General features: G+C 69.8%; 23 protein-coding genes. 13 read left to right on the top strand and 10 right to left on the bottom strand.

The features are described from left to right. Positions 1-240 precede the first annotated feature (240 nt). The 5 genes from dnaK (at position 241) to ACSMXV_RS22715 (ending at position 6,350) form a co-directional block, all read left to right on the top strand. Positions 241-2,091 (top strand): molecular chaperone DnaK, encoded by a 1,851-nt coding sequence (dnaK, locus tag ACSMXV_RS22695; protein ID WP_181863017.1) that lies wholly within the window; start codon positions 241-243, stop codon positions 2,089-2,091. Beyond that, positions 2,088-2,756 (top strand): nucleotide exchange factor GrpE, encoded by a 669-nt coding sequence (gene grpE, locus ACSMXV_RS22700; protein WP_181656118.1) that lies wholly within the window; start codon positions 2,088-2,090, stop codon positions 2,754-2,756. Before dnaK ends, grpE begins: the two co-directional genes overlap by 4 nt. Before the next feature lie 54 nt (positions 2,757-2,810). Continuing rightward, on the top strand, positions 2,811-3,995 hold the full coding sequence (gene dnaJ / locus ACSMXV_RS22705; protein WP_473173150.1) for a molecular chaperone DnaJ: 1,185 nt from the start codon (positions 2,811-2,813) through the stop codon (positions 3,993-3,995). Between the two features lie 4 nt (positions 3,996-3,999). Beyond that, positions 4,000-4,452: a heat shock protein transcriptional repressor HspR gene (locus tag ACSMXV_RS22710; RefSeq protein WP_181863015.1), complete on the top strand. Its 453-nt coding sequence runs from the start codon at positions 4,000-4,002 to the stop codon at positions 4,450-4,452. A 287-nt stretch (positions 4,453-4,739) separates the two neighbouring features. Next, a complete protein-coding gene (locus ACSMXV_RS22715) occupies positions 4,740-6,350 on the top strand; it encodes a hypothetical protein (RefSeq protein WP_473173151.1) in 1,611 nt (536 codons plus the stop codon). Positions 6,351-6,371: 21 nt separating this feature from the next. On the opposite strand, the gene ACSMXV_RS22720 is transcribed toward ACSMXV_RS22715, so the two are convergent. The 3 genes from ACSMXV_RS22720 to ACSMXV_RS22730 form a co-directional block, all read right to left on the bottom strand. Next, a complete protein-coding gene (locus ACSMXV_RS22720; RefSeq protein ID WP_473173152.1) occupies positions 6,372-6,791 on the bottom strand; it encodes a VOC family protein in 420 nt (139 codons plus the stop codon). Positions 6,792-6,893: 102 nt separating this feature from the next. Then, positions 6,894-7,088 (bottom strand): DUF397 domain-containing protein, encoded by a 195-nt coding sequence (locus ACSMXV_RS22725; protein ID WP_473173153.1) that lies wholly within the window; start codon positions 7,086-7,088, stop codon positions 6,894-6,896. A gap of 2 nt (positions 7,089-7,090) precedes the next feature. Beyond that, positions 7,091-7,987, bottom strand: a complete 897-nt coding sequence (locus ACSMXV_RS22730) for a helix-turn-helix domain-containing protein (RefSeq protein WP_473173154.1) — start codon at positions 7,985-7,987, stop codon at positions 7,091-7,093. Between the two features lie 258 nt (positions 7,988-8,245). Here ACSMXV_RS22730 and ACSMXV_RS22735 point away from each other — a divergent pair, with 258 nt between their 5' ends. Then, on the top strand, positions 8,246-8,674 hold the full coding sequence (locus tag ACSMXV_RS22735; protein ID WP_473173155.1) for an ATP-binding protein: 429 nt from the start codon (positions 8,246-8,248) through the stop codon (positions 8,672-8,674). Between the two features lie 252 nt (positions 8,675-8,926). Here ACSMXV_RS22735 and ACSMXV_RS22740 read toward each other — a convergent pair whose 3' ends face one another. The 4 genes from ACSMXV_RS22740 to ACSMXV_RS22755 all read right to left on the bottom strand — a co-directional run bounded on the left by ACSMXV_RS22740 (position 8,927) and on the right by ACSMXV_RS22755 (position 13,483). Further along, positions 8,927-9,775 (bottom strand): transglutaminase family protein, encoded by an 849-nt coding sequence (locus tag ACSMXV_RS22740; protein ID WP_473179039.1) that lies wholly within the window; start codon positions 9,773-9,775, stop codon positions 8,927-8,929. Positions 9,776-9,819: 44 nt separating this feature from the next. Then, the gene (locus tag ACSMXV_RS22745; RefSeq protein WP_473173156.1) at positions 9,820-10,752 is read right to left on the bottom strand and encodes an alpha-E domain-containing protein; all 933 of its coding nucleotides are present in this window, start codon (positions 10,750-10,752) and stop codon (positions 9,820-9,822) included. A 110-nt stretch (positions 10,753-10,862) separates the two neighbouring features. Further along, positions 10,863-12,413: a circularly permuted type 2 ATP-grasp protein gene (locus ACSMXV_RS22750; RefSeq protein ID WP_473173157.1), complete on the bottom strand. Its 1,551-nt coding sequence runs from the start codon at positions 12,411-12,413 to the stop codon at positions 10,863-10,865. A gap of 86 nt (positions 12,414-12,499) precedes the next feature. Beyond that, positions 12,500-13,483, bottom strand: coding sequence for a helix-turn-helix transcriptional regulator (locus ACSMXV_RS22755; RefSeq protein WP_473173158.1), 984 nt, complete (start codon positions 13,481-13,483; stop codon positions 12,500-12,502). A gap of 296 nt (positions 13,484-13,779) precedes the next feature. On the opposite strand from ACSMXV_RS22755, the gene ACSMXV_RS22760 reads away from it, so the two are divergent. Further along, on the top strand, positions 13,780-14,109 hold the full coding sequence (locus ACSMXV_RS22760; RefSeq protein ID WP_473173159.1) for a (2Fe-2S)-binding protein: 330 nt from the start codon (positions 13,780-13,782) through the stop codon (positions 14,107-14,109). 181 nt (positions 14,110-14,290) lie between these two features. On the opposite strand, the gene ACSMXV_RS22765 is transcribed toward ACSMXV_RS22760, so the two are convergent. After that, entirely contained in the window at positions 14,291-14,704 is a 414-nt protein-coding gene (locus ACSMXV_RS22765) for a pyridoxamine 5'-phosphate oxidase family protein (RefSeq protein WP_473173160.1), read from the bottom strand. A gap of 108 nt (positions 14,705-14,812) precedes the next feature. Between ACSMXV_RS22765 and clpB the strand changes: the two genes are divergently transcribed. Continuing rightward, a complete protein-coding gene (clpB, locus tag ACSMXV_RS22770; protein WP_473173161.1) occupies positions 14,813-17,410 on the top strand; it encodes an ATP-dependent chaperone ClpB in 2,598 nt (865 codons plus the stop codon). 166 nt (positions 17,411-17,576) lie between these two features. Then, positions 17,577-18,104, top strand: a complete 528-nt coding sequence (locus ACSMXV_RS22775) for a YbjN domain-containing protein (protein ID WP_473173162.1) — start codon at positions 17,577-17,579, stop codon at positions 18,102-18,104. Between the two features lie 9 nt (positions 18,105-18,113). On the opposite strand, the gene ACSMXV_RS22780 is transcribed toward ACSMXV_RS22775, so the two are convergent. Then, the gene (locus ACSMXV_RS22780; RefSeq protein WP_473173163.1) at positions 18,114-19,226 is read right to left on the bottom strand and encodes a hypothetical protein; all 1,113 of its coding nucleotides are present in this window, start codon (positions 19,224-19,226) and stop codon (positions 18,114-18,116) included. Between the two features lie 186 nt (positions 19,227-19,412). Next, positions 19,413-20,666 (bottom strand): pyridoxal phosphate-dependent aminotransferase, encoded by a 1,254-nt coding sequence (locus tag ACSMXV_RS22785; RefSeq protein ID WP_473173164.1) that lies wholly within the window; start codon positions 20,664-20,666, stop codon positions 19,413-19,415. 128 nt (positions 20,667-20,794) lie between these two features. On the opposite strand from ACSMXV_RS22785, the gene ACSMXV_RS22790 reads away from it, so the two are divergent. The 4 genes from ACSMXV_RS22790 (at position 20,795) to ACSMXV_RS22805 (ending at position 25,094) form a co-directional block, all read left to right on the top strand. Next, the gene (locus ACSMXV_RS22790) at positions 20,795-21,031 is read left to right on the top strand and encodes a hypothetical protein (RefSeq protein ID WP_473173165.1); all 237 of its coding nucleotides are present in this window, start codon (positions 20,795-20,797) and stop codon (positions 21,029-21,031) included. 511 nt (positions 21,032-21,542) lie between these two features. Then, positions 21,543-22,061: a DUF2617 family protein gene (locus tag ACSMXV_RS22795; protein WP_473173166.1), complete on the top strand. Its 519-nt coding sequence runs from the start codon at positions 21,543-21,545 to the stop codon at positions 22,059-22,061. 245 nt (positions 22,062-22,306) lie between these two features. Then, positions 22,307-23,956 carry a polyamine aminopropyltransferase gene (locus ACSMXV_RS22800; protein WP_473173167.1) on the top strand — a complete coding sequence of 550 codons (1,650 nt, stop codon included), beginning with the start codon at positions 22,307-22,309 and terminating at the stop codon, positions 23,954-23,956. A gap of 274 nt (positions 23,957-24,230) precedes the next feature. Further along, positions 24,231-25,094, top strand: a complete 864-nt coding sequence (locus ACSMXV_RS22805; RefSeq protein WP_473173168.1) for an SRPBCC domain-containing protein — start codon at positions 24,231-24,233, stop codon at positions 25,092-25,094. Positions 25,095-25,195 lie beyond the last annotated feature (101 nt).

The raw sequence follows: 25,195 nt of genomic DNA on the forward strand, positions 1-25,195 counted from the left end.
GCAGCAGACAAAACGGGCGTAGTCTCCAAGACGGCGCCAGCGCCACGTGCAAGTCGCGCGCTCGCCCGTGAGCCAGGGTCCCGGTTGCCCATAAGCCCGGATGCCCGCCCGTAAGCCACGGACGCTTGCCCGTAAGCCCCAGATAAAAGTTGAGCCCCCTCGACTCAGCTCTGTTGACTCGCCCACATCCTTCATGCATCCTTGAGCCTGTTCCACTCAAGTCATGCTGGAGGAATTGAAATGGCACGTGCGGTCGGCATCGACCTGGGCACGACTAACTCCGTCGTCAGCGTTCTGGAGGGCGGTGAGCCCACCGTCATCACCAACGCCGAGGGCGCCAGGACCACGCCGTCCGTCGTCGCCTTCGCCAAGAACGGTGAGGTGCTCGTCGGCGAGGTCGCCAAGCGCCAGGCGGTCACGAACGTCGACAGGACCATCCGGTCGGTCAAGCGCCACATGGGCACCGACTGGAAGATCAACCTGGACGGCAAGGACTTCAACCCGCAGCAGATCAGCGCCTTCATCCTGCAGAAGCTGAAGCGGGACGCCGAGGCGTACCTGGGCGAGAAGGTGACCGACGCGGTCATCACCGTCCCGGCCTACTTCAACGACTCCGAGCGCCAGGCGACGAAGGAGGCCGGCGAGATCGCCGGTCTGAACGTTCTGCGTATCGTCAACGAGCCGACCGCCGCCGCCCTGGCGTACGGCCTCGACAAGGACGACCAGACCATCCTCGTCTTCGACCTCGGTGGCGGCACCTTCGACGTGTCCCTCCTGGAGATCGGCGACGGCGTCGTCGAGGTGAAGGCCACCAACGGCGACAACCACCTCGGTGGTGACGACTGGGACCAGCGCGTCGTCGACTACCTGGTCAAGCAGTTCAACAATGGCCACGGCGTCGATCTGTCCAAGGACAAGATGGCCCTCCAGCGCCTCCGTGAGGCCGCCGAGAAGGCCAAGATCGAGCTGTCCTCGTCCACCGAGACCTCGATCAACCTGCCCTACATCACGGCGTCCGCCGAGGGCCCGCTGCACCTGGACGAGAAGCTCACGCGCGCCCAGTTCCAGCAGCTCACCGCCGATCTGCTCGAGCGCTGCAAGACCCCGTTCCACAACGTGATCAAGGACGCGGGCATCGCGCTCGGCGAGATCGACCACGTCGTCCTCGTCGGCGGCTCGACCCGTATGCCCGCCGTCGCCGAGCTGGTCAAGGAGCTGACCGGCGGCAAGGACGCCAACAAGGGCGTCAACCCGGACGAGGTCGTCGCCATCGGCGCCGTCCTGCAGGCCGGTGTCCTCAAGGGTGAGGTCAAGGACGTCCTGCTCCTCGACGTGACCCCGCTGTCCCTCGGTATCGAGACCAAGGGCGGCATCATGACCAAGCTCATCGACCGGAACACGACCATCCCGACCAAGCGGTCGGAGATCTTCACCACGGCCGAGGACAACCAGCCGTCCGTGCAGATCCAGGTCTACCAGGGCGAGCGCGAGATCGCGGCGTACAACAAGAAGCTCGGCATGTTCGAGCTGACCGGTCTGCCGCCGGCCCCTCGCGGTGTCCCGCAGATCGAGGTTGCGTTCGACATCGACGCCAACGGCATCATGCACGTCACGGCCAAGGACCTCGGCACGGGCAAGGAGCAGAAGATGACCGTCACCGGCGGCTCCTCGCTGCCGAAGGACGAGGTCGACCGCATGCGCCAGGAGGCCGAGCAGTACGCGGAGGAGGACCACCGCCGCCGCGAGGCCGCCGAGAGCCGCAACCAGGGCGAGCAGCTCGTCTACCAGACCGAGAAGTTCCTCAAGGACAACGAGGACAAGGTCCCGGGCGAGATCAAGACCGAGGTCGAGTCCGCCGTCGAGGAGCTGAAGGAGAAGCTCAAGGGCGAGGACACGGCCGAGATCCGCACCGCCACGGAGAAGGTCGCGGCCGTCTCGCAGAAGCTGGGCCAGGCCATGTACGCCGACGCCCAGGCCGCGCAGGCCGCGGGCGGCGCCGGTGACGCCGGTGCCGGTCAGGCCAAGGCCGCTGACGACGATGTCGTCGACGCCGAGATCGTCGACGAGGACCGCAAGGACGGTGCCGCGTGACGGAGGAGACCCCGGGCTTCGAAGAGCAGCCCGACGTCCCCTCCGGCGCCACCGCAGAAGACGCCGAGTCGAAGGCCGCCGAGCCCAAGGAGGGCGCGGCGGCCCCGGCCGGGGACGCAACTCAGACGGCAGGCCTGACGGCCGAGCTGGACCAGGTGCGCACCGCGCTCGCCGAGCGCACGACGGACCTCCAGCGGCTGCAGGCCGAGTTCCAGAACTACCGCCGCCGGGTCGAGCGGGACCGGATCGCGGTCAAGGAGATCGCCATCGCGAACCTCCTGACCGAGCTCCTGCCCGTGCTCGACGACATCGGTCGCGCGCGGGAGCACGGCGAACTCGTGGGCGGGTTCAAGTCGGTGGCCGAATCCCTGGAGACGGTCGCCGCCAAGATGGGCCTGCAGCAGTTCGGCAAGGAGGGCGAGCCCTTCGACCCGACGATCCACGAGGCGTTGATGCACTCGTATGCGCCCGACGTCACGGAGACGACGTGCGTGGCGATTCTGCAGCCGGGGTACCGGTTCGGCGAGCGCACCATCCGCCCCGCGCGGGTGGCCGTCGCCGAGCCCCAGCCCGGCGCGCAGACCGTCAAGGCCGAGAAGGCCGACGGGAACGACGGTTCTTCGGAAGCGGCGGACAAGGAGAACGGTGGCCCGGACGAGGGCTGACGTCATACGAACGGTACGGATCGCCGTACGGACGAGGAAGGAGGGACGTCGGGGATGAGCACCAAGGACTTCATCGAGAAGGACTTCTACAAGGTCCTCGGCGTCCCCAAGGACGCCACCGAGGCCGAGATCAAGAAGGCGTACCGGAAGCTCGCCCGCGAGTACCACCCGGACGCCAACAAGGGGAACGCCAAGGCCGAGGAGCGCTTCAAGGAGATCTCCGAGGCGAACGACGTCCTCGGCGACCCCAAGAAGCGCAAGGAGTACGACGACGCGCGCGCCCTCTTCGGCAACGGCGGCTTCCGCCCCGGGCCGGGCGCGGGCGGCGGAACGTTCAATTTCGACCTGGGCGACCTCTTCGGCGGGGGACCCCAGGGCGGCGCGGGTGGTGCCGGGGGATTCGGCGGCGGACTCGGTGACGTCTTCGGGGGACTGTTCAACCGCGGTGGCGCGGGCGCGGGCACGCGGACGCAGCCGCGGCGCGGCCAGGACATCGAGTCCGAGGTCACGCTGAGCTTCACGGAGGCCGTGGACGGCGCGACCGTCCCGCTGCGGATGTCGTCGCAGGCGCCGTGCAAGGCCTGTTCCGGCACCGGCGACAAGAACGGCACGCCGCGTGTGTGCCCGACCTGCGTCGGCACCGGCCAGGTGGCGCGCGGCTCGGGCGGCGGCTTCTCGCTGACCGATCCCTGCCCCGACTGCAAGGGTCGCGGCCTGATCGCCGAGCACCCCTGCCTGGAGTGCAATGGCAGTGGCCGCGCCAAGTCGTCCCGCACCATGCAGGTCCGCATCCCCGCGGGGGTGACGGACGGCCAGCGGATCAGGCTCCGCAGCAAGGGCTCACCCGGTGAGCGGGGCGGCCCGGCGGGCGACCTGTACGTGGTCGTGCACGTCGACGCCCACCCGGTCTTCGGCCGCAAGGGCGACAACCTCACCGTCACCGTGCCGGTCACCTTCGCGGAGGCCGCGCTCGGTGGTGAGGTGAAGGTGCCCACGCTCGGCGGCCCGCCGGTCACGCTGAAGCTGCCGCCGGGCACGCCCAACGGGCGCACGATGCGCGCCCGTGGCAAGGGCGCGGTCCGCAAGGACGGCACCCGCGGCGACCTGCTGGTCACCGTCGAGGTCGCCGTGCCGAAGGACGTGACGGGCAAGGCCCGGGACGCCCTGGAGGCGTATCGCGAGGCGACCGCGGGGGACGACCCGCGGGCGGAGCTGTTCCAGGCCGCGAAGGGAGCATGACGCAATGGACGGCCGTCGGCGGAACCCTTACGAACTCACCGAAGAGACGCCGGTGTACGTCATCTCGGTGGCGGCCCAGCTGAGCGGGCTGCACCCGCAGACCCTGCGTCAGTACGACCGTCTCGGCCTGGTCTCCCCGGACCGCACCGCGGGCCGGGGCCGGCGCTACTCGGCCCGTGACATCGAGCTGCTCCGCCAGGTGCAGCAGCTGTCGCAGGACGAGGGCATCAACCTCGCCGGCATCAAGCGCATCATCGAGCTGGAGAACCAGGTCGTCGCGCTCCAGCAGCGCGTCGCGGAGCTCCAGGACGCGCTGGACGGCGCGGCGGCGACGATGCGGCAGCGCGAGGCGGCGGTCCATGCGTCGTACCGCCGGGATCTGGTGCCGTACCAGGAGGTGCAGCAGACCAGCGCGCTGGTGGTGTGGCGGCCGAAGCGGCAGCAGTCCTCGGACTGACGCAGTTCTCGGACTGACTCAGGCGCTTACGCGAAAAGGGGCCCGGAGAAGAAACCTCCGGGCCCCTTCGTCATGCCGTCATGAGGGCGGTTCCCGGGTCTGGCCAGGTCTGATCGGAGCGCATTGCGCTGACTGAAAAGGGTGATATCGGGCGGAATCGCCGGTCCGTTCCCTCTCCGTCCTCGACGCGCTCACCAAGGTGTCCCCCAGGGCGTCGGCCCGGCACGGCGTCGGCCTGTACGCGGCGCTTGCGCACCCCCTCGGTGACGAGAAGAGGTCCCACCTTGATGATCAGGCGAAGAGCGCGTCACCTCCTGCCTCTCGTACCTCTCGTACCGGTGGTGTTCGGACTGCTCATCGGCCTGGCTCCGGGGCCGACGAAGGCTCAGGAACGGTCCCCGGAACGGGCGATCGAGGCCACCGATGAGATCCGGGCGCCCGCGGCCAGGACCGCCACTCCGTCCGGGCACTTCCAGGCCGCCCAGCTGCCCCCGCTCGGACCCAGGCCCACGGAGACCGAGGAGGAGCTGCGCAGGTCCATGAAGATCCGTCCGCAGGAGCGCCCTGCGGACGGAACCGGTGACACCCCCCGGCGCCTGGCACCACCCGCCCCTCAGCTCAGCTTCGAGGGACTGAACGCGGGCTCCTGCTGCGCCCGCCCGCCGGACACCCATGGAGCCGTGGGTGTGAACCACTTCGTCGAGATCACCAACCACAGGGGCGTGGGCATCTTCCGGAAGTCGGACGGCGCGCTGGTCAAGAACACGACCCTCAACAGCTTCTTCGGCTACACGGCCAGGACCATCTTCGATCCCCGGGTCGTGTACGACCGGCGGTGGGACCGCTGGGTCGTCTTCGGCGTGGCCTTCCAGGAGAGCTCGACGGTCCAGTACGTCTTCCTCGGGGTGTCCAGGACCCCCGACCCCACGGGGGCGTACTACCTCTACAAGTTCGACGTGCCGGAGTCGACGGGCAACTTCTTCGACTACCCGCAGCTCGGCATGGACCAGGACGCCCTGATCGTCACCGCCAACATCTTCAGCGGGGACTCCTACGTCCGTACGCGGGCCTTCGGCATTCCCAAGGCGGCGGCCTACAACGGACGGTCGTTCTCGCGGCCGTACTTCGACCTCGGTACGCCCGGGACCGTGGCACCTCCGATCGTGGAGGACAACAACGCGAACGCGTTCCTGGTGGCGGCGAGCGCCGGGAACCCGTCCCATCTGAAGCTGTTCCGGGCCACGGGCATCGGCCGGAGCACCGCGAGCATCGCGCTCCAGGCCCATGTGCCGGTGCCGGCGTTCTCCGTTCCGCCGGACGCCCGCCAGCCGGGCACGACCGACCGCCTCGACACCCTCAACGCCCGCTTCCAGAACGTCAGTACGCAGATCGGCAACCAGCTGCTGAACGTCCACACCATCAACGCGGACAACCGCGCGACGGCGAAGTGGTACCAGATCGACACGGCGACCAACACCGTCCCCGTCGGCCGCTCCGGATTCGTCTTCGAGTCCGCGAACTCCGACGACTTCAATCCCTCGGTGGCGGGCTCCGCCGTGGGAGGCACATCGGCGAACCCGATCGGGCGGATGTTCTTCACCTGGACCTCCACCCGTGTCCCGGGCGGTCCAGCCCCCCACCAGGCCAGGGTCAAGGGCGGGGGACGGCTGTCCACCGACACGGCGAACGTCGTCGGCGGCTCGGACTTCGCCCAGGCACCCGCGGCGTACAACCCCTCGTCCGACCTCGTCGAACGCTGGGGCGACTACTCCGCCGTCTCGATCGACCCGGTGGGGACGAGCAGCTGCCCCGTGGGCCAGCGGGCCTGGATCGTGAACGAGCGGCACGTCAGCGCGACCGTGTGGGGGTCGCGGTTCGGGCGGCTCGGGTTCTGCTAGGCCGGGGTGCTTCGTCGCCGCTCAGCCGGCCAGGCCGTTCGCGGCCAGCCACTGCGGATCCGGCGCCACCGTCTGCAGTACTTCCACCAGTACGCCGTCGGGCCCGGCGACCTGGAACCGGCGCTGTCCCCACGGCTCGGTGACCAGCGGCAGGACCACCTCGAGACCGGCCGCCCGCAACCGCTCATGCTCGGCGTCGACATCCTCGACCAGGAACGCGAGGAGCGTGCCGACGACCGCCTTGCCCCGGGTCGCCTCAGGCCACGACTCGTGATCGCGCTGGACGAAGTCCAGGCTCAGGTTCGGGTGTTCGGGGTGCTGGGTGTTCACGTACCACCCCAGGTCGATACCGACCTTGAACCCGAAGTGCGCACTGAACCAGGCCGCACTGCGCGCCGGATCCTCCGCCGCCACGGCCATACCGACCAACGTGAACCGCATTCTGGTCCTCCCCCTTGTCGACGAGTCCCGGCACCAAGGCAGCGCTGGGGCTGAGCTGCCAAGGGTTCCCCATCTGCGGCGGGCAGGCAATGAGCAGGGGACTTACTTCGCGCCGGGCGAGCCTGCCCTGAGGTGGTGGAGGAGGGCGGCGAGGCCGGCGGGTGTGGTGTGGAGGACGACGTCTGGGGTGTCGCTTTCGCGGAGGTGGATGGTGCTGTCGGGGGCAGCGGCGACGTATACGCAGTTCGCCTGGTCCTCGCTGAACGACGACTTTATCCAGGCGAGTTCGGGGCGCATGGTCAGTCCTCCTGAAGGCTGTAGAGCAGGTGTTGGATCAGGGCGAGGGAGTCGCGTGACTCATGTGAGGAAGCGGGCACTCCCGGGTCCACGGGGGGTAGGGATGCGGCGCGAAGGCGGTCGAAGCGCGTGCGGTATCTGAGTACCGCGTCGCGTTCGTGGACGTAGTGCGAGGCCGCTGGGTTTTCCACGAGGACCGTCTCGAGTGCCGATTTGTGGGAGACGGCGAACAGGAACGGGGTGCTGAAGGCCGACAGCCCTTCGGCAGTGAAGGGCAGCACCTGAATCGTGACGTGCGGTAGCTCCGCCATGCGGATCAGGTGCAGCAGTTGCCTGCGCATGACGGCTGCACCGCCGAACCGCACATGGAGCGCGGCCTCGTGGATGACGGCGTGCAACGTTGGGGGCTGCTCCTGGGCGAGGATCCGTTGCCGTTCCATCCGGAACCGGACAGCCTTGTCAAGGTCGTACTCGGAGCGCTCACTCTGACTGGAGCGGAAGATGGACCGCGTGTAGTCCGCGATCTGAAGGATTCCCGGGATGAACAGGGATTCGTAAGAGAGCAGGGCATCGGCAGCTGCTTCAAGTTCGGCGAGATCCAGGGCAGCTGGCGCGACTACGTGCCGGTAATCGGTCCACCAGCCCTTCCCGCTGTCCTCGCCCATGGCTACCAGGGCCTCGATGAGCGGTTCCCGTGTGCACCCATATGCCCGGCACAGGGTGCGTAGCTTTTCCGGCGGGATGGCGGTGCGGCCGGCCTCGACGTGACCAAGGTGGGCGCGCGCCATGCCGATGAACTCACCGCCCTCCGTCACGGAGTAGCCCGCCTCTTCACGCAGCTTCCGCAATTCCGCGCCGAGGCGGCGCTGCCGTTCTGTGGTGCTGGTGCGGAGTGCCAACGTGCGTCCTCTTCCGGCTGGGTTGGCGTCAGTGTGCCCCGACTGAGCTGCGCGGTCTACTCAATCTGACGAACGGGTTGCACGCGGTAACCCTTCTTCCCTACTGTGAGTGTGGCGCCGATAACGCTACGGAGCCGCTCAACTCCCCTTGCCTGTAAGCCGACAGAGCACCCGCTCCTCTCGCCAGGAGTGTGCGGGCAACGCCATCGCTCGGCACGGGAAGGCCCTGCTCACGCCTGTCGATGGGAGTCGTCATTCATGCACCCCGCCCGAAGCGCTCCGCACCGCCCCGTCCAACCCTCGTACGAGTACAGCCTCTTCGCCCCCGGCGACGCCACCGCCCCCAAGGTGTGCCGCGACTTCGTACGCGGCGTCCTGCTCGCCCTCGGTAGAGACCCGTTCGCCGACGCGGCAACGCTCTGCACGTCGGAACTCGTCACGAACGTCCACCTGCATACCAAGGGCTCCGCGATGGTGAGGGTCTGGCTCACCCCGGCGCGCCTCCGGGTCAGCGTCTTCGACGAGAGCCCGGACCCGCCGGTGGTGACGCGCCCCGCCGCAGGGGCCGCCGCCTGCTGGGGCCGCGGACTCGCGCTCGTCGCCGAGGTCGCGGACACCTGGGGCGTCGCGGACGAACGCGCGGGGCGGTACGCGAAGGGCGTTTGGTTCGAGCTCGGCCCCGGTTAGTTGTTTCTGCTTGCCCGGTTCGGGTGAACCGGGGACATTTCCGCAGGTGAGGCCGTGTGCCGCCTATCGTGGCGGCGTTGCTTGTGCCCCACGGACGCCAAGCCCACACTGGAAAGGAGGTGCGCCACCGTGACCGCTCTTGCTGCTGAGAGGCCAAGGACCATCACCGGTCCCGCACGAGCCTGACCTCGTACGGGCCTGCGGGAGCGCCCCGAACCCATGGACCCGTGGCGGAGGCGCCCCCACCCGCCCTCACGCCACCCGCGTGAACTCCACCAACACCTCCGGCGGACCACCCGCCACTCCCCGGTACACCCCCTTGTGCGGCGTCACGTCGTCGTAGTCCCGGCCCCGGCCCACGATCACGTGGGACTCGCCCGCGCGGGTGCGGTTCGTCGGGTCGTAGCCGGACCAGTCGCCCGCCCAGTACTCGACCCAGGCGTGGCTCTGACCCGCGACCGGGCGGTGGAGTTCCGCGTCGCGTTCCGGGTGGAGGTAGCCGGAGACATAGCGGGTGGGGAGGCCGAGGGCGCGGAGCAGGCCCGCCGTGAGGTGGGCGATGTCCTGGCAGACGCCGGCGCCCTGCTCCCACGCCTCGGTGGCGACGGTCTGGACGCCCGTCGCGCCGGGGACGTACGCGACCCGGTCCGCCACGAGGTCCGACACGGCGACCGCCGTCTCGTGCGCGTCCAGGCCGTGGGCCGCAGCGCGGGCCAGGTCGGTCAGCTCCTCTGTCACGGCGGTACGCCGGGTGGCAACCGCGTACTCCAACAGGCGCGAGTCAGCGCTCCGTTCGGCCACCTCCGCCCAGGTGGGCGGGGACGCGAGGGGTTCCGGAGGGGCGGTCTCCACCAGGCTCAGCGCCGTGATCGTCAGGTCCTCGTGCGGCTCCATCAGATCGAAGCCGGTGACCTGGGTGCCCCAGTAGTCCCAGTACGCCCATGTCGCCGTCGCCGGGCTGATGGTCACGCGCGCGTCCAGCGTGGTCTGGCCCGGCAGGGTCAGCGGGGTCATCCGGACCTCGTTGTGCGAGGAGACCGCCGCCTGCGCGTACGAGACACGCGTCTCGTGCCTGATCCGGAGCCTGCTCGTCTGCCGCATCGTGCTCACTGTGTCCACGGTCGTCGTCCTTCTTGTCATCCCGCTCACGCGCCTTCCTGGGCCCACTCGACCGGGCCTTGGTACGGAAAGAACCTCTCCGCCACCGCCTCCGCGGAGGCCATGCAGGCCTGCTGCAGATCGCGCAGCAGGTGCGGCAGTCCGTCCTCCAGCGCGGCCGAGTCCAGGTATTCCAGGCGCGTCCGCGTCCGGCCTATCGGTCGGCGCGCCGGGTCCTGGCGCGGACGGCCGAGCGCGGCCAGGCACTCCTCCGCAGTCGTGAGCGCATGCAGCGCCGAGCGCGGGAAGTCCCTGTCCAGCAACAGGAATTCGGCTACCCGCGGGGTGTCGCCGAAACCGCCGTACACGCGCGCGTACGCCTCGTCCGCACCGCTCGCGCTCAGCAGCGTCGGCCAGTCGGGGGCGTGGGCGGCGTCCAGCACACGCACGGACAGCAGGCGGACCGTCATGTCCACCCGCTCGAGGCTGCGGCCGAGCACCACGAACCGCCAGCTGTCGTCCCGGCTCATCGTTGAGTCCGCGAGCCCGAAGAAGAGCGCTGCCCGGCGGCGTACCAGCTCCAGATACGCGTACGGGCCGGTGCGGCGTGCCGCCGTGCGCTGGTCGGCGAGCGCGTGCCAGGTGGAGTTGAGGCACTCCCACATCTCGGAGGAGACGGCCTCGCGGGCGCTGCGGGCGTTGAGCCGGGCGGCGCCGAGCGCGCCCTCGATGGCGCCGGTGGAACGTGCGTCGAAGGCCAGCTGGTCGAGCACCTGCTGCATGTCGACGGGCTCGCCGCCCGCGTCCAGGCCGAGGATCGCGTACAGCGAGCGGCACGCGGTGTCCTCGTCGCGCCACGGGTCCTCCAGCAGGCGGTGCAGATACGCGTCGAGGATGCGGGCGGTCGCGTCGGCCCGTTCGACGTAGCGGCCGGTCCAGGTGAGGGCTTCGGCGATGCGGGAGAGGATCACGTCGTTCACAGCGGTACCTCCTGCGCCGGAGGGCTGTCCGGAAGTCTGTCCCGGCTGGCTTGGCTGGCCTGGGTGTCCTGGCTGTGCTTGCTGTCCTTGCTGTCCTGCAGGGGTGGTCCTCACTGCTGCTGCGCTCCTTCCTGTACGCCCTGGAGGGTGGCACCGTCGGGGCCCAGCTGGCGCGGCGCGACCGGCGGCGGGGTACCGGCCGGTTCGTCCGCCACGGCGGACGCAGGCTGGCCGTTCGTGAGGACCCAGGTGTCCTTGGAGCCGCCGCCCTGGCTGGAGTTCACGATGAGGTTCCCCTCCTGCAGGGCCACCCGGGTGAGTCCGCCGGGCAGCACCCACACCTCGTCGCCGTCGTTCACGGCGAACGGGCGGAGGTCTATATGGCGCGGCGCCATGCCGTCGCCCGCCAGTGTGGGCGAGGTCGACAGGGCGACGGGACGCTGGGCGATCCACCCGCGCGGATCGGCCACGACCTCCTTGCGGACCCGGTCCAGCGTGGCCTTGTCGGCGTGCGGACCTATGACGATGCCCTGGCCGCCGGCCCCGTCCACGGGCTTGATGACCAGCCGGTCGAGCTGGTCGAGCACGGCTTCCAGCTGCCCCGGCTCGTCCGGACGGAACGACTCCACGTTCGGCAGAATCGGTTCCTCAGAAAGGTAGTAGCGGATCAGATCCGGCACATACGTGTAGAGGAGCTTGTCGTCCGCGATGCCGTTGCCGACCGCGTTCGCCAGCGTGACCGTGCCCGCCTGCGCGGCGCCGAGGATGCCCGGGCAGCCGATCACCGAGTCCGGCCGGAAGTGCAGCGGATCGAGGAAGTCGTCGTCGAGCCGCCGGTATACGACATGGACCGGCATCTCACCGCGCGTCGTACGCATCCACACCCGGTTGTTCCGGCAGACCAGATCGTGCCCCTCGACCAGCTGCACACCCATCAGCCGGGCGAGCAGAGCGTGTTCGAAGTAGGCGGCGTTGCTCGGGCCCGGCGTCAGCACGACCACGCGCGGGTCTGCGACTCCGTCCGGCGCGGCGGCCCGTAGCGCGGCCAGCAGCCGCTGGCAGTAGCCGTCGACTGGCAGCACATGCTGCTCGGCGAAGAGCGACGGGAAGATCCGCGTCATCGCGCGCCGGTTCTCGATGACGTACGAAACGCCGGACGGCACCCGCACGTTGTCCTCGAGCACCCGGAAATCGCCCTGCACATCCCGTACGAGATCGATCCCGGCGACGTGGATACGCACCCCGCCCGGTGGCTCGACGGGCCCCGCCGCTCTGTGGAAGTGCGGCGAGTTCAGCAGCAGCCGCCAAGGCACCACACCGTCCTCGAAGGCCCGGCACGGCCCGTAGGCATCGGCGAGATACGCCTCCAGCGCCTTCACGCGCTGGGCGACCCCGCGCGAGATCAGGTCCCACTCGAGCGCGTCGAGTATCCGCGGCACGAGATCCAGCGGCCAGGGCCGCTCCTCGCCCGCGAAGGCGTAGGTCACACCCCGGTCCGTGAACGACCTCGCCATCTGGTCCGCCCTGAACCGCAGTTCGGCCGGATCCATGGGCTGCAGCGCCGCCAGCACCGGCTCATAGGCGGTCCTGACTTCACCCGGCCGCTCAAACATTTCGTCCCATGCATCGGCCAACGCGTATGCGTCGAATATGTCCGCCATGGCGCGACGTTAGATGCGATACGTAACATCCCGGTCTCCCGGTGGTTTCCGGCAGCTCACGGGGGTTCGGGCCGGCCGCTGACGGCTCAGTGGTCCTGTTCCAGGATCCCCGACTGGGCGATGAGGTAGCCGAGTTGTGCGCGGCTGCCGCTGCCGAGGGCGGCGGCGAGTTTCGCGATGTGGGCGCGGCAGGTGCGTACGTTCATGCCGAGGCGGCGGGCTATGGCCTCGTCGACGTGGCCCTCGACGAGGAGCTTGGCTATGGAGCGCTGGACGCCGCTGATGCCGTCCGTGGCGGGGGCGTAGGGAGGCTCGTCGAGCAGGGGGACCGCGCGGCGCCAGAGTTGTTCGAAGACCTTCACGAGATATTCGACCAGGCCGGGGTGGCGCAGCTCCAGGGCGACGCGGCGGTCATCGCGGGCCGGTATGAAGGCGACGGTCCGGTCGAAGATCATGAGGCGCTCTATGAGTTCCTCGAGGGTGCGTATCTCCACCTTGCCCTTGGCCATGATCTCGGCGTAGGCGAGGGTTCCCTGGCTGTGCCGCACGGTGTGCTGGTAGAGCGTGCGCATCGAGATGCCGCGCTCTATGACGGCCTGGCCGCGCTTCAGCGCCGCGCCGAGCACGTTCTCGCTGCGTCCGCCGCCGGGCTGCACGGTGAGCACCTCGGAGTGGCATTCGGCCGTGGCGAGGTCGATGGCCGCGTTGATCCGCTCGATGCCCTCAAGCACCGTCACCGCATGGTTGGCCTGGAGGTTCTGAGCGCTGATGCCCATGAATGGCTCAAAGGAGTCGGTCAGTTCGATGGCGAAGGCCCTGCGCTCCTGGATCTCGCGCTCTATGGGATGGAGTCGCTGCGCCAGCGCCGCCGTCGGCGGAACAGGGTGAAGCCAGCTGGGGTCGTCCGGGTCGGGGTGCAGGAGCGCGAACTCGAGGAGGCAGGGAGCGGGTGCCACCTCCGCGCGCCCTATGCGCCCCAGGCGCAAAGCGTCGGCGTACAAACGCTTCCCTGCATCGCACAGTTCGGTCACACCGTGGGGATGCGTCCGTTGTGTATTTGTTTGAGGCAAATCTCCACCCCCCAGGGTCCTGAACGTGCAGGAACATGATGCATCGCTTCTGTGGCTTTGACGTGGCTTGATGAGCCATCGTCTTGAAAGCGGGGGAGAGACATCTGGGAAGTGAGGACGAAGCCCACTATGTGCAAGAAAATGCTTCGCACGGTGCTTGCCGTTGCCTTCTCCGCCGGGTTGGTCTTCGGCGCAGTGAGCCCTCTGGATCTCGGTTGGGACAGCGTGCCGGGCTCGAGTGTCGCCAGTGCACCGCCGGACCTCGGCTGGGACACGGCCCCGGTGGGCGCGGACGCATGACCATCCCACCCGACGACCGGTCCTTCCGTCGCGAAATGGCGACCGCCTATCGATCGGGCTGGCACTTCATCGATCTCGTCACGGCGATCCCCCACCGCGGTGACTCGTTGATGGTGACGCTGGTCGGTGAACCGATCGTCGTGGTGCGCGAGGAGGACGAGGACGTACGGGCCTACCGGTGCCTGCGCCGGCCGAGGGGCGCCCCACAGCCCGTGCGGTGTGCGGTCCGGTACGGAATGATCTTTGTGAACCTCGACCAGCGTGACCATCAGCCGGCCGAGCAGGAAGCTCCAGAAACTTTTTCCGCCACCCCCCGCAGTGCCTGACGCGATTCCCCCGTCGTAACAGATCGCTCAGGTGCTTCCCCCACAGCGGCGCCACCGTGACCTGAACACGGTGGCGCCGCTGCAGTTTGCGCCGGCGCGCGGCCCCGCAGTGTTGTGGGCAGTCGTTCCGCCCCTAGCGGAACGTATGCCCGCAGGGGTGCGGCGGCCAGCCGCAGCGGGTTCAGCCGCGCCCCATTGCCGCCGTAAGCGCGATCTCGATCGCCACGCGGTTCGGGTTCGGGGACGGTACGCGGCCGTACCGCTCCGCGTACCGCCGCTCGGCCTCCGCTATCCGCTCCGGCTCCGTGCACACGGTCGCGCGGCCCTCGAGGGTCGCCCAGCGGCGGCCGTCGACCTGGCAGACCGCGACCCGCGCCCCCTCGGGCCCGGCGGCCAGCACGTGCCCGACCTTCGCGCTCGACTTGTTCGTGATCACGCGTGCGAGGCCCGCCTCCGGGTCGTACGTCACCCCCACCGGTACCACGTGCGGCGTGCCGTCGGACCGGAGCGTCGTCAACGTGCACAGATGCCGCTCGCGCCAGAAGCTGAGGTAGACGGGGTCGGGTCGGAGCGGATCGACGGGGTACGCAGCCATGGGTGCGAATCTACTTCCCCGGGCGCCCTTGAGTGGAATAGACTCAACTTTGTGTACGTTGGCCAGGTCAGCTTGAGGATGGCCTGACGCAAGGAGGAGACAGCGAACGTGGACGCCGAGCTGACGAACAGGAGCCGGGACGCGCTCGGCGCGGCGAGCAACCGGGCCGTGACCGAGGGGCATCCGGATCTGACCCCCGCCCACCTGCTTCTCGCGCTGCTCGAGGGGCAGGACAACGAGAACATCACCGACCTGCTCGCGGCGGTCGAGGCCGACATGGCCGCCGTGCGCGCGGGTACCGAACGCCTGCTCTCCGCGCTGCCCAGCGTCACCGGCTCCACCGTCGCACCGCCGCAGCCCAACCGCGATCTGCTGGCCGTCATCGCCGACGCCACGGAGCGCGCGAAGGAGCTGGGCGACGACTACATCTCCACGGAGCACCTGCTCATCGGCATCGCCGCCAAGGGCGGCCAGGCCGGGGACGTACTCTCCCAGCAGGGCGCAAGCGCCAAGAAACTGCTGGACGCGTTCCAGAAGACCAGGGGAGGGCGCCGCGTGACCACACCGGACCCGGAGGGCCAGTACAAGGCCCTGGAGAAGTTCGGCACCGACTTCACCGCGGCCGCGCGCGAGGGCAAGCTCGACCCCGTCATCGGGCGGGACCAGGAGATCCGGCGCGTGGTGCAGGTGCTGTCCCGCCGTACGAAGAACAACCCCGTGCTCATCGGCGAGCCCGGCGTCGGCAAGACGGCCGTCGTCGAGGGGCTGGCCCAGCGCATCGTGAAGGGCGACGTGCCGGAGTCCCTCAAGAACAAGCGGCTCGTCGCGCTCGACCTCGGCGCCATGGTGGCCGGGGCGAAGTACCGCGGCGAGTTCGAGGAACGCCTGAAGACCGTCCTCGCCGAGATCAAGGACTCCGACGGGCAGATCATCACGTTCATCGACGAGCTGCACACCGTCGTGGGCGCGGGCGCCGGAGGCGACTCGTCCATGGACGCGGGCAACATGCTCAAGCCCATGCTGGCGCGCGGCGAGCTGCGCATGGTGGGCGCCACGACGCTCGACGAGTACCGCGAACGCATCGAGAAGGACCCGGCCCTGGAACGCCGCTTCCAGCAGGTCCTGGTCGCCGAGCCCACCGTCGAGGACACCATCGCGATCCTCCGCGGCCTCAAGGGGCGGTACGAGGCCCACCACAAGGTGCAGATCGCGGACAGCGCCCTCGTGGCCGCCGCGACCCTGTCCGACCGGTACATCACCTCGCGGTACCTGCCCGACAAGGCCATCGACCTGGTCGACGAGTCCGCGTCCCGGCTGCGTATGGAGATCGACTCCTCACCCGTCGAGATCGACGAGCTTCAGCGCGCCGTCGACCGGCTGAAAATGGAGGAGCTCGCGCTGGAGAAGGAGACCGATCCGGCCTCCCGCGAGCGCCTCGAGAAGCTGCGCCGCGACCTCGCCGACAAGGAGGAGGAGCTGCGCGGGCTGACCGCACGCTGGGAGAAGGAGAAGCAGTCCCTCAACCGCGTCGGCGAGCTGAAGGAGAAGCTCGACGAGCTGCGCGGCCAGGCCGAACGCGCCCAGCGCGACGGCGACTTCGACACCGCGTCCAAGCTGCTGTACGGCGAGATCCCCGCCCTCGAGCGCGACCTGGAGGCGGCATCCGCCGCCGAGGAGGAGGTCGCCAAGGACACGATGGTCAAGGAGGAGGTCGGTCCCGACGACATCGCGGACGTGGTCGCCGCCTGGACCGGCATCCCCGCGGGCCGTCTCCTCGAGGGCGAGACGCAGAAGCTGCTGCGCATGGAGGAGGAGATCGGCAAGCGCCTCATCGGCCAGACCGAGGCCGTCCGGGCGGTCTCCGACGCTGTACGCCGCACCCGCGCCGGCATCGCCGACCCGGACCGGCCCACGGGCTCGTTCCTCTTCCTCGGCCCGACGGGCGTCGGCAAGACGGAGCTGGCCAAGGCGCTCGCGGACTTCCTGTTCGACGACGAGCGGGCCATGGTCCGCATCGACATGAGCGAGTACGGCGAGAAGCACAGCGTCGCCCGGCTCGTCGGCGCGCCTCCCGGCTACGTCGGCTACGAGGAGGGCGGCCAGCTCACCGAGGCGGTGCGCCGACGCCCGTACTCGGTGATCCTCCTGGACGAGGTCGAGAAGGCGCACCCCGAGGTCTTCGACATCCTGCTGCAGGTACTCGACGACGGACGGCTGACCGACGGCCAGGGGCGGACGGTGGACTTCCGCAACACCATCCTCGTCCTGACCTCGAACCTCGGCAGCCAGTTCCTCGTCGATCCGACGACCGGCGAGCAGGAGAAGAAAGAGCAGGTCCTGGAGATCGTCCGCGCGTCCTTCAAGCCGGAGTTCCTCAACCGGCTCGACGACATCGTGGTCTTCTCCGCCCTGGACAAGGACGAGCTGCAGCGCATCGCCAGGCTCCAGATCGACCGGCTCGCCAAGCGGCTCGCGGAACGGCGCCTCACGCTGGAGGTCACCCCCGAGGCACTGGCCTGGCTCGCGGACGAGGGCAACGACCCGGCGTACGGAGCACGGCCGCTGCGCCGCCTCGTGCAGACCGCCATCGGCGACCGGCTCGCGAAGGAGATCCTCGCCGGCGAGGTCAAGGACGGCGACACGGTCCGCGTGGACACTTTCGGCGACGGGCTGCTGGTCGGCCCGGCCACCGGCAAGACCCTCTGAGCGCAGGTCCGGCCGCCGCCCGGACGGTCTGAACACGGGTCCGGGCCACCGGCGGGACGCTCTCAGCGGAATCCGGCCACAGAACCCGAACCACCGGGGGCGGGGCTTGCCATGCCCCGCCCCTCCTGAGGGAGGATGGCGGGATCCGTACGAAGGGAAAAACACGGTGAGCATCGACCCGTCCTCGATTCCGAACTTCGGGGGCCAGCCAGAGCCGCAGCCCCAAGGGCCGGCCGGCCCCGTCGTCCCGGATCAGGACCTCGTGAAGCAGCTCCTCGAGCAGATGGAGCTGAAGTACGTCGTCGACGACGAGGGTGACCTCGCGGCGCCGTGGGAGCAGTTCCGTACGTATTTCATGTTCCGCGGCGAGGGTGACCAGCAGATCTTCTCTGTGCGTACGTTCTACGACCGTCCGCACCAGATCGACGAGAAGCCGCAGCTGCTCGAGTCCATCGACGACTGGAACCGCCGCACCCTGTGGCCCAAGGTGTACAGCCACACGCACGACGACGGCTCGGTCCGTCTCATCGGCGAGGCGCAGATGCTGGTCGGCACCGGCGTCAGCCTGGAGCACTTCGTGTCGTCGACCGTCAGCTGGGTGCGGGCCGCCATCGAGTTCGACCGCTGGCTCGTAGAGCAGCTCGGGCTCGAGAAGGAGATCGACAACACCGAGAAGCCCGAGGACGACGAGTAGGGCCAGCAGTCACAGAGGCGTATCCGCGATCGCTACCAGATACGTGCCGTACGCCATGGAGAGCCCGGCCAGGGCGCCGACCACCAGGACGGCGTGCAGAGGCCGGGCTCTCGCCGTTCGTGTGAGCGCGCACGCGAGCGGCAGCAGCAGCGGGAACGCCGGCAGCAGAAAGCGCGGCTTGGACTCGAAGAAGCCCGATCCTGCGACCGTGATGAGCAGCAGGGTGCCGCTGTGGACGAGCAGCGGAAGCGGCGCGTGGTCGGCGATCAGCAGCGCGTACAGGAGTACGGCGGCCGCGACGATCACCATCGTCATGGGGAAGACCATGCGGTCGCCTTCGAGCAGCACATGTCTGACGAAGTCGAGCGAGTCCGCGCCGAAGTCGAAGCGCGAGCCCCAGCCGCGCTGCACCGCGAAGTAGCCGTCGAGCGGATCGCCCTTGCGAAACCCCACCCACAGGACGAAGGCGCACCAGCCGAGCGGCGCGAGCGCGGCGCCCGTCCACAGGGTGTGGGGAACGCGCCCGCGGCGCTTCCAGGCCTCGCACCCGGCCGCGGCGATGACAGCGGCGGCCACCGCGAACCCGTTCGGCCGTGAGGCCCCGGCGAGCGCCGCCAGAGTCCCCGCCCACAGCCAGCGCCCGGTGAGCACCGCGTACAGCGACCAGGCGGCGAAGGCGGTGAGCACCGGTTCGGTGTACGCCATGGAGAGGACGACCGAGTGGGGGAGCAGGCCCCACAGAAGGACCAGCATGGTGGCCACGCCGTGTCCGTGGAGCAGCACCCCGACCCGGTACATGCCCCATGCGGCGGCCATGGCGGCCGCCCATGAGACCAGCAGTCCGGCGGCGCCTCCGCTCAGCGGGACGACGGCGGTGACGGTCCGTACGAGGGCGGGATAGAGCGGGAAGAACGCCAGGTCGCTGTGGATGACACCCGGCTCGAAGTGCAGGGTCCGGCCGTACCCGTGGGTGGCGATCCCGAGGTACCACAGGGAGTCCCAGGAGCGCCCCAGCAGCGCGAACGTGCTCTTTCCGGTGAGGTGCGCGGTGGCGGCGAGGACGAGCACGCCGCACAGCCGGGCCGCGACGAACAGCCCGAGAGCCGTGGCCGCCGTCGCCATGAGGCGTTCCGTCCGGGGCCCCACCAGGCGCTTGAGGCGCTGGGGGACGAACGGTTGGGCACAACTCGCGGTACCGGCCGCCTCGAGCGGAGCAGGGGCAACAGTGCGCGGGAAGGTCACATCCGCACCCTCCGTCGACCGACACGCCAGCGCGAGCGGAAATCCCCCAATAGGGTGCGCGGCCGCCTACGACCTCAGGCGCTTCACGGCCTCCTCGAGAACCTCCCTCTGCTTGCAGAACGCGAAGCGGACGAAGGGCGCTCCCGCGGCCCTGTGGTCGTAGAACACGGCATTCGGGATGGCGACGACCCCGGCGCGCTCAGGCAGCGCCCGGCAGAACGCGAAGCCGTCGGACTCGCCCAGCGGCCGGATGTCGGTCGTCACGAAGTACGTGCCGGCCGGCTGGTAGACGGCGAATCCCGCCTCCCTGAGCCCCTCGCTGAGCAGGTCGCGCTTGGCCTGCATGTCCTGACGGAAGCTCTCGAAGTACGTGTCGGGAAGCGCGAGCGCCTCGGCGACCGCGTACTGGAACGGGCCCGACGAGACGTACGTCAGGAACTGCTTGGCCGAGCGGACCGCCCCGACCAGCTCTGGCGACCCCGTCACCCAGCCGACCTTCCAGCCCGTGAACGAGAACGTCTTGCCCGCGGAACCGATGGTGACCGTGCGCTCACGCATCCCCGGGAACGTGGCGAGCGGGATGTGCTCCGCGTCGTCGAAGACCAGATGCTCGTAGACCTCGTCCGTGACCACGAGGAGATCGCGCTCCACGGCCAGCTCCGCGATCGCGGTGAGCTCCTCGCGGGTGAGGACCGTGCCGGTCGGGTTGTGAGGGGTGTTGATCAGCAGCACGCGCGTACGCTCCGTGATCGCGTCACGCAGCTCGTCGAGATCCAGCCGGAAGCTTCGGGCAGCGTCGCCCACGTCCCCGTCAGGGCCCTCGGGCGCCTCCTCGTGCGGGCGCAGCGTCACGGGCACGCGGGTGCCGCCCGCCATCGCGATGCACGCGGCGTACGAGTCGTAGTAGGGCTCGAGCGCCACCACCTCGTCGCCCGGCTCGAGGAGCGCCAGCAGCGAGGCCGCGATGGCCTCGGTCGCGCCAGCCGTGACGAGGACCTCGGTGTCGGGGTCGTACGACAGCCCGTACCGCCGCTGCTGGTGCGCGGCGACGGCCTGGCGGAGCTCCGGCACGCCCGGGCCCGGCGGGTACTGGTTGCCGCGCCCGTCGCGCAGCGCCCTGACCGCGGCCTCGCGGACCTCCTCCGGGCCGTCGGTGTCGGGGAAGCCCTGGCCGAGGTTGATCGAGCCGGTCCGTACGGCGAGAGCGGACATCTCAGCGAAGATCGTCGTACCGAACTCGGCAAGACGGCGGTTGAGCAGCGGGCGTCGTTCCGTGCCGGAAGCGGCGGGGGAGCCGGAAGAGGAGGTCATGGCGGCCATCCTGCGCCGAAGCTCTGGACTTGCTCAATTCTGCTTTGGCTTCGAGAGGCCCGGGGCATCCCCATGCCACGCAGAAAGCGGGGACCCACGGGGGCCTGCTTCGGGGGAATGAGAGGAGGGGTGAAGCCATGGCAGTAGGCATCATCCTGGTGGCAGTGATCGCGGTCGTGATCGTCCTCATGATCGGGGCGGCGAAACTGGGCGGCAGCAGCACGCACGTCCGGAAGGGTTCACGTTCGCGGGGTTCGTCGGACACCGCCTCGTGGGCCGGTGATTCCGGCGGGTCGTCGTCCTGCAGCAGCGGTTCGTCCTGCGGGGGCGGGTCCTCGTGCGGCGGTGGAGGCGGCTGCGGAGGCGGCAGCTGAGGCCGGTCGCTCATGGGGTCGTCTGACACGGGAGTGACCGGAACGCGCTACACAGCGTTGCGAACCCCCGGGTCGCGAAGGGGCGGTTCCCGGCGCGAATCGGGGCTGCCGGCGCGCGATACATCCGTACGTGACACACCCGTACGTGCGACGCCGGTTCGCCGTGTGAAGCGGTCCGGCCGTGGAGTGCAGAGCAGCGCCCGCAGGGCAAGTCCCCTGCGGGCGCTGCGCAGTTGAACAGGTGAACAGTGGAGCCCTCGCGCGGATGGAAAGCTTTCGAAGTTGGGTAAAAGCGCTGTGACACCGCTGTTGTTCATGATTTCCTTTTAACCGTCAACATAGTCGCTCTTAACCGTCAACACAGCTTTCCGTGACCGTCAACGCAGCCCTCGGGGGACCTTCTCGTGGGCACGAGCCGGCTCACCGGTCGCCCGGTTCCCGACCGGGCCGATCTCCTGATGCCTCCGGGGCGCGCCGGCCTCCCCCTCATTGCGTGTTATGCGGAGCCCCCATGCTCACCACCCTCAACACCGCCTATACCGACACGCGCGCGGCCGACCTGGCCTGGGCCCTCGGAAGGGAGCCGCTCCCCGCGCTCGCCACTCTCGACGTCGAACTTCCCGGCGCCGGCCTGCAGTTGCGGCTCCTCGGTGCCTCCCATCAAGTGCTTCTGGAGGAGGAGCACGGCACCTGCTCGGAGACGGTCGCCTGCATCCCCGGCAGCAGGACACCGCTTCCGCTGGGAGTCGCCAAGCGCGTCGGCGACTGGGAGTACGAGTTCGCGGCGCGCGTCGAGACGCTCTCACCCGGCTCGTTCGCCGGGCGCGCACAGGAGCTCCTGGCGCTGGTCGCCGATCATCCGAACGGCCTGGCAGGCGTCTTTCCCGGCAGTCCTTACGCGTTCACCGCGATGCTGGCGCAGCGCCACGAGGGGCAGGTGCACTGGCGTACGTGGCATGCGTATCCGCAGGAAGGGCAGCTTGTGGCGACGCGTACGCGCGTGGGTGTCAGGGTGCCGGTCGCGTTGTGACGGGCCGCGTCGAGGCCGCCCTGTTGTGAGCGCTTGTCCTCTCGTTCGGCGGCTCCCTCTGCCACGCAGGTCGTGACATTCGGCCTTTTGTGTCCGCTATGCCTTGTCGGCCTGTTGTGTCCTCGTATGGTGAACGCCCTTGTGAGGCTGCGGTGTTGAGGTGTTCCCGAGTATGCGTTCGCCGCACCAGTTTCCACGCGTGTGGGTGACTGGACGCGGCTGTGCGGTGACGTAGCGTTCGCAGGGTGGTCGAAACGTCAGCGCGCGCCGCACCGACGGGCGCCCCACCCTCCCGGAGAAGACGGAGACAGGCTCCCCTGCCCGTGCGGTCCGGGGCGGGCAGGTCCCTCGTTCTCCTCGGCGCCTTCATCTGCGCGGCCTGTGGTCTTGTATACGAACTCGAACTGGTCGCCATCGCGACCTACTTGACAGGCGACTCCGTCACCCAGACCTCCGTCGTCCTGTCCGTGATGGTCTTCGCCATGGGCATCGGCTCGCTCGCCGCCAAGCGGCTGCGATGCCGGGCGGCCGCCGGATTCGGCGCGATCGAGGCGCTCCTCGCGCTGGTCGGCGGGTGCAGCGCGATGGCGTTGTATGCGGTCTTCGTCTGGACCGGAGGCCTCGGGGGAGCCTGGGCCGGCGGGCCCCGCTATCTGCTGGTGGCGTTCGCGCTGCTGATCGGTGTGCTCATCGGCGCCGAAGTGCCGCTGCTGATGGTGCTGATCCAGCGCATCCGGCGGCAGGACGCGGGGGGCGCGGTCGCCGATCTCTTCGCCGCCGACTATGTGGGTGCGCTGATCGGGGGGCTCGCCTTCCCCTTTCTTCTCCTGCCGCTCTGCGGCCAGTTGACGGGTGCGCTGGTCACCGGCGCTGTCAACGCACTCACCGGCACCGCGCTGGTGTTCGGCCTCTTCCGGCGGGACCTCTCGGCGCGCAGCCGACGCGGGTTGATCGCCGTCAATGCGGCCGTGCTCGGTGTGCTCGCCACGGGCGTCGTCCTCGTCGACGACTTCGAGCAGGCGGCACGGGAGGCGCTGTACGGTCCGGACGTGCGGGCCGTCGTCCGGACCGACGAACAGGAGATCGTTCTCACCGGTGGCAGTAACGGTTCTCTGGATCTTTACTTCGACGGGCGCCTGCAGATGAGCAGCCGCGACGAGCGCCGCTATCACGAGGCGCTCGTCCACCCCGCGATGAACGGGCCGCACGCGCGCGTGCTCATCCTCGGCGGTGGCGACGGCCTCGCAGCCCGCGAAGTGCTCCGGCATCCAGGGGTGCAGCGGGTCGACGTGGTGGAACTCGACTCGGGCGTCGTGCGGTTGGCGCGCACCGACGCGGGGCTCAGCGCGCTGAACGGGCATGTGTACCGGGATCCGCGGGTGCATGTCATCGACGGCGGCGCCTTCCGCCGGCTGCGCGGCATGGACCGTACGTACGACGTGGTGATCTCGGACCTCCCCGACCCCGCGCTCACGAGGAGCGCGAAGCTCTACTCCCAGGAGTTCTACGGGCTGGCCTCCCGGCTGCTGGCCGAGGACGGACGGCTCGTGGTCCACGCGGGCTCGGCCGACTCCCGCCCGCGTGTCTTCTGGACGGTCGAGACGACCGTCCGCGCCGCCGGGCTGCGGACCGCGCCGTACCGCGTGGAGGGGCGGCTCACCCGCTCCGCGTCCGCGTTCGAGAGTGCGTCGGGCGGTTCGCCCGCGCCGCACGACTGGTCGTTCGTGCTGGCCGGGCGTACGCGGCCGGGCCTGGCGCTCGACCCGTCGGGGCCGCGGCCCGACTCGCTCACCCAGGCCGTGCTGGACGCGGGCGCGCGGGAGCTCGGCCGTACGCGGGTGGACGGACTGCGGCCTTCCACGTTGGTGCATCCGCGGTATGGGGCGGGGAGCTGAGGGGCTGAGTTCGGCGGGGTTGTGGGGGCCGAGGGCGGTGGGGCTGGCGTGGGCTCGGTGGGGGCCGGGTCGCTTGTGCCCTGGGTGAGTGCTTGGGTTCGGTGGGGGCCGGGTCGTTGTGCCGTGGGTGGTGCCTGGGTTCGGTGGGGGCCGGGGTGGGTGGGTTGCTGGGGTAGGTGAGTTGCTGGGTGGGCGGGCCGCCGGGTTCGCAATGTGCGGGACTTCTGCGCGGACGCAGGTACAGGGGGCGGTTGTCATGAGTAGGCTCGGCGGCATGGAGCATGAGGTGTTCGTTCCGGTTCCGGTAGAGCCTCTGCGGGAGGTGCTGGGAGACCCCGCGCGGGTCGCCCGCGCGGTCCCCGGGCTCCAACAGGACGCGGGGGAGCCGCCCGTGTCCGGCCGCCTCAAGGTCCGCATCGGCGGCCATACGATCACGTACCGCGGTGCCCTGCGGCTCAGCGGGCAGGCCGACGGTTCGTACGCGGTCGAGGGCGAGGCCACGGAGGCCCGTGGCACCGGCGGTGTCAAACTCGCGCTGATGCTCCGCCTCACCCCCACGGACGGGGGCACGACGCTCACCTTCACCACGAACGCGACCGTGGACGGCCGCGCCGCCGAACTCACTCCCGAGTCGGTGGAGTCGGCGGCGCGACGGCTGCTGAACCGGTTCGGGGAGGGATTGGGGGCCGGCGCCGCTGCCGGGGCGGGGGCCGCGGGGGCGGCTGGAGCCGCTTCAGAGGTGCCAGGGGCGTCAGAGGGTGCTGAGGGCGCCGACGACTCCGCGGGCGCGGAGTCCGCCGGGGCGCCCGGCCCCGCGGGTGGACTGCCCGAGGAGGCCCAGGAGCCCGAAGTCTCTGTCTTCGAGCCCGAGGTGCCGCCGTCGTCGCTGGATCCCTTCGTGGAGGACGAGGAGGTGGCGGGGGAGGAGCCTCCGGCGGAGGCCGCGCATGCGCGTCGGACGATGATCGGCCGCAGCGCGGAGGAGGTCGACCACGCTCCGCCGCGTGGTCGGTACGCGCCGGTGCCGGCGCCGGAGTCGGTCTCCACCACCGCCACACTGCGGTGGGTGGCCCCGGCCGCGGCGCTCGTCGTCGCCTCAGCGATCGTCGTGACCCGAGCCCTTCGCCGGCGCCGCTGACTCCGGCTCTCTTCCGGCCGGTGGCCTTTGGCCGGTTCCGCTGTACGGCTGGGGCCGCTGACCGTTGTGGGCAGTCGTTCCTCCCCCAGCCACCGCTGGGG

The organism is Streptomyces sp. DSM 42067, from assembly GCF_055792885.1.

Bases quoted from the DNA above. Each gene is read 5' to 3' on its own strand.
- ACSMXV_RS22790 (WP_473173165.1), top strand. From the start codon at position 20,795: ATGGCAGTAGGCATCATCCTGGTGGCAGTGATCGCGGTCGTGATCGTC.
- ACSMXV_RS22765 (WP_473173160.1), bottom strand. From the start codon at position 14,704: ATGGCTGCGTACCCCGTCGATCCGCTCCGACCCGACCCCGTCTACCTC.
- dnaJ (WP_473173150.1), top strand. From the start codon at position 2,811: ATGAGCACCAAGGACTTCATCGAGAAGGACTTCTACAAGGTCCTCGGC.
- ACSMXV_RS22715 (WP_473173151.1), top strand. From the start codon at position 4,740: ATGATCAGGCGAAGAGCGCGTCACCTCCTGCCTCTCGTACCTCTCGTA.
- ACSMXV_RS22735 (WP_473173155.1), top strand. From the start codon at position 8,246: ATGCACCCCGCCCGAAGCGCTCCGCACCGCCCCGTCCAACCCTCGTAC.
- ACSMXV_RS22785 (WP_473173164.1), bottom strand. From the start codon at position 20,666: ATGGCCGCCATGACCTCCTCTTCCGGCTCCCCCGCCGCTTCCGGCACG.
- ACSMXV_RS22710 (WP_181863015.1), top strand. From the start codon at position 4,000: ATGGACGGCCGTCGGCGGAACCCTTACGAACTCACCGAAGAGACGCCG.
- ACSMXV_RS22740 (WP_473179039.1), bottom strand. From the start codon at position 9,775: ATGCGGCAGACGAGCAGGCTCCGGATCAGGCACGAGACGCGTGTCTCG.
- ACSMXV_RS22780 (WP_473173163.1), bottom strand. From the start codon at position 19,226: ATGGCGACGGCGGCCACGGCTCTCGGGCTGTTCGTCGCGGCCCGGCTG.
- ACSMXV_RS22720 (WP_473173152.1), bottom strand. From the start codon at position 6,791: ATGCGGTTCACGTTGGTCGGTATGGCCGTGGCGGCGGAGGATCCGGCG.
- ACSMXV_RS22725 (WP_473173153.1), bottom strand. From the start codon at position 7,088: ATGCGCCCCGAACTCGCCTGGATAAAGTCGTCGTTCAGCGAGGACCAG.
- ACSMXV_RS22805 (WP_473173168.1), top strand. From the start codon at position 24,231: ATGGAGCATGAGGTGTTCGTTCCGGTTCCGGTAGAGCCTCTGCGGGAG.
- dnaK (WP_181863017.1), top strand. From the start codon at position 241: ATGGCACGTGCGGTCGGCATCGACCTGGGCACGACTAACTCCGTCGTC.
- ACSMXV_RS22760 (WP_473173159.1), top strand. From the start codon at position 13,780: ATGACCATCCCACCCGACGACCGGTCCTTCCGTCGCGAAATGGCGACC.
- ACSMXV_RS22750 (WP_473173157.1), bottom strand. From the start codon at position 12,413: ATGGCGGACATATTCGACGCATACGCGTTGGCCGATGCATGGGACGAA.
- ACSMXV_RS22795 (WP_473173166.1), top strand. From the start codon at position 21,543: ATGCTCACCACCCTCAACACCGCCTATACCGACACGCGCGCGGCCGAC.